General features: G+C 73.6%; 1 protein-coding gene. It reads right to left on the bottom strand.

What is annotated here, in order from left to right; all coding sequences use genetic code 11:
- Positions 1–138 precede the first annotated feature (138 nt).
- The coding region (locus ACFV4F_RS42860; RefSeq protein WP_380511366.1) for an RICIN domain-containing protein at positions 139–3561 on the bottom strand (3423 nt) is incomplete at its 5' end.

Below are 3561 nucleotides of genomic sequence, written 5' to 3'. Positions count from 1 at the left end.
GGGAACCCCGCCCCCCCCGGAGCCCCCCCCGCCCCACCCCCCGCGCCCGCGGGGGGGCGCGGGGGCGCCCCCGGGGCGGGGGGGGGCCCGGCCCGGGCGCGCCCGTGGGTCGTGCGGGGTGGGGCGGGGTCGTTCGGGTCAGCAGGGCTCGGCGGTGCGGCCGAACTTGGTGGACCAGATCGCCTTCCACCGGTCCGCGCCCTCGCCGGCGGCGTGCCCCTTGTAGAGGACGAGGTTGCCGTCCTGCTGGACGCGCAGCCAGACGTTCCGGCCGCCGCAGGACGGTCCGGTGCCGGAGTTCCAGGCGGCCCGGCCGTCGGCACCGTAGACGACCAAGTTGCCGTCCTCCTGCATGATCGCGACACCGGGGCGGGTGCCGGCGGTGCCCGAGTTCCAGATCACCTCGGTCGTGGTCGTGCCCTGCTGGCAGTCGGGACCGCCGCAGAACGGGATGTCCGCCTCCCAGTGGGACAGCACGAGGTTGCCGTCGGTCTGGTACTCCAGCTTCCAGCCCTCCTCCGTGGTGTTGATGCCGAACAGGCCGGAGCTGCCGTACTTGATGGACGTGTCGATGTGCTGGCCGGGGCGCAGGCAGCGGCCGCTGTCCAGGTGGTCGACCGTGCCGTCCCAGGTGTCCCTGGGACCGTTCGGCAGGTCCTGGCAGTTGGGGAGCGGGAGGGGCAGGGGCAGCGAGTCGGGGCCGCGGAACCCGCCGCCCGAGCCACCGCCACCGGTCGAGCCCCCGCCGCCGGTGCCGCCACCGCCGCCGGTCGAACCACCGCCAGTGCCACCACCGCCGGTGCTGCCACCTCCCGTGCTGCCACCGCCGCCGTCGAAGGGAAACGTGTCGAGCTTCCACCACTGAGCGGTGGTGTCACGGCACTGCCAAATGGCCAGGTCCTGATCGTTGTTCACAGCAGTGAGGCAACCGCCATCCGTCGCCGAGATGATCCGGTACCAGCCACGCGCACCCTCCTGGAAGCGCCAGAGCTGATTGGCATTGCCCTCCTGCGAACCGATGAGATGGGTGCGGTGAGTACTGGGGTCGTGGTCCATGACCATGCCCCCACCGACCTTGGTCTCGATCAACCACTGGTTGTTCGGCTTCTGCCAGAGCGTCCACTGCTGAGCGAGGGCACCGTTGGCACCAAGCGACTTGATCCGCGTACCCGAGGCATTGGAGCCGCGATCGAGATCGGCAACCATCCAGTTGTTCCCGGACACCAAGGACCCCGTCACACCGTGCCGGGGATCACTGCCCCCCGGAGCCTGCGGAGAACCAGGACTGCCGGCACTGCCACCGGGAACCGCACCACCACCGGTCGAACCCCCGCCGGTACCGCCACCTCCCGTGCCGCCACCGGTCGAACCGCCCGTGCTACCGCCGCCGGAGCCGCTGTCGCCGCCCTGGGTAGGCCCGTTCTGGATGTTGTCGAGTCGCCAGCGCTGCCGGTCCGAGCCGTCGCAGGCCCAGATGCCCAGCTGCTCACCGCTGTTGGCGGCGGTCAGGCAGCCGTTGTCGGTGTCGCTGGTGATCCAGTACCAGCCGCCGCCGGCGTCGCGGAACGCCCAGTGCTGGTTGGCGTTGCCGTCCGAGACCCGGATGAGGTGGGCGCGGTGGCTGCCCGGGTCGTGGTCCATCACCATGCCCTGACCGGCCGCCGTCTTCCCGTCGGTGAGCAGGGTCTCGATGATCCACCGCCCGTCGGCCGTCGGCCAGAATGCCCAGCGCTGGGCGTCGTTGCCGTTGGCGCCGAGCGCCTTGACCGGCGTCCCGGCGGCGGTGTTCGCCCGGTCCAGGTCCGCCACCAGGCCGCCGTTCGCCGAGCGCAGGGTGGCGACCTGCGAGGAGCCGATGCCGGGGCTCACCACCGGCGTGGTGCCCGGCTGCGGGGCTGGCTGCGGGGCCGGCTGCTTCTCCTGCCGGGGCGGGACGGTGCCCAGGCCCCAGCGCTGGGAGTCGCTCTGGTTGCAGTCCCAGAGCTGGAGCGGGGTCTCGTTGACGGCCTTGCCGTCGGTCACGTCCAGGCAGCGACCGGAGGCGGGGTTGACCAGCGAGTAGCCGGGGCCCTGCTGCCAGTTCTGCGCGGGGCTGTCGTTGCAGGTGTACAGGCCGACCCGGGTGCCGCCGACGGTCTTGCCGTCGGCGACGTCCAGGCACTTGCCGAACGCCTTCAGGGTGACCATGCCGCTGCGCGCGGACGGGGTCCACTGCTGGGACGGGCTCGCGTTGCAGTCGTACAGGTCGGTCGGGGTCCGGTCGGCGGTCTTGCCGCCGGCGACGTCCAGGCACTTGCCGGGGAAGGCCGAGTACACGGTGACGGGGGCGGGGCCGTTCCCGCCGCCGTCCGCGACCACGCCGTTCAGTCGCCACTTCTGGCGGTCGGAGCCGTCACAGGGCGCGACGGTCAGCGGCTGGCCCTTGGCGGCGAGGGTGAGGCAACCGCCGCCGTCGCCGTTCGCGATCGTGCTCCGGCCGTCCCCCGCGTCGGCGAACCGCCACAGCAGGTCGTTCCGGCCGTCCGCCACCGGCTGCAGCGCCGTGCGGTGGGTGGCGGTGTCGTGGCCGAGCACCAGCCGCTCCTCCGGCCGGCTCCGGCCGTAGGTGAGCCGCGTCTCGATCAGCCAGTTGCCGTTGCCGCGGTCCCAGAACGCCCAGCGCTGCGAGTCGGTGGTGTTCGGCTGCCAGGCCTGCACGGGGGTGCCGGCGTTCGCCACCCCGTCGCGCACGTCCGGCACGAGTTGCGGGTCGGCCGCGGAGACGACGCGGATCCCCTGCGTCGGATCGGGCTGCTGCCCGCCACCGGAGGGACCGCCCCCCGGCAGGCTCGGCCCGCCGGGCCCGCCGGGGCCCCAGCCGAACGGCGGCAGCAGCGGCAGGAACGGGAAGCCGGGCAGCGTGATCCCGGGCAGCGAGGGCGCCGGCTTGGTCCCGGTCCCGGGGTTGGTCCCGGGGTTGGTCCCACCGTTGTCGCCACCGGGGGTGCCCGGGTCGGGCTTGCCGGGGTCGGGCTTACCCGGGTCAGGCTTACCCGGGTCAGGCTTACCCGGGTCAGGCTTGCCCGGGTCAGGCTTGCCCGGGTCAGGCTTGTGGGGATTCCTGCACGCTCGGGCCGGCGGGTCCGCCGGGAGCGGCTTGTCCGGCAGGTTGGGGAACCCCGAGGCGGCGGGCCACGGAGTCGTCGGCAGGCCCGGCAGGGACGGCCAGGGCACGTTCGGGAAGTTCGGGATCGACGGCCACGACCAGGCGGGGAAGCCGGGCAGCGAGGGCCGGCCGCCCGTGGGCAGGTTCGGCGCGCCCGGCCAGGAGATGGCGGGCAGGTCCGGGTGCCCCGGCCACGGGACGTCCAGCGAACCGGGCACCGACGGCCACTTGACGTCCGGGAAGCCGGGAACGGTCGGCCACTTCAGCTCCGGATGACCGGCGACGCCGGGGGTGGCCGGTACGGGCTGACCGGGGATGATCACCTCGCTGCCGGGGTCGGCGCCAGGGGCGACCGGCAGAGGCAGGATCGGCCACGGCACGTTCTTGGTGCCCGGCATCGTCGGCCAGGCGACTCC

It is taken from the genome of Kitasatospora sp. NPDC059722 (assembly GCF_042733235.1).
Lineage (GTDB): Bacteria > Actinomycetota > Actinomycetes > Streptomycetales > Streptomycetaceae > Kitasatospora.
Note: the sequence above shows the minus strand (reverse complement) of the source record. Positions and strands in the feature narration are given on the sequence as shown.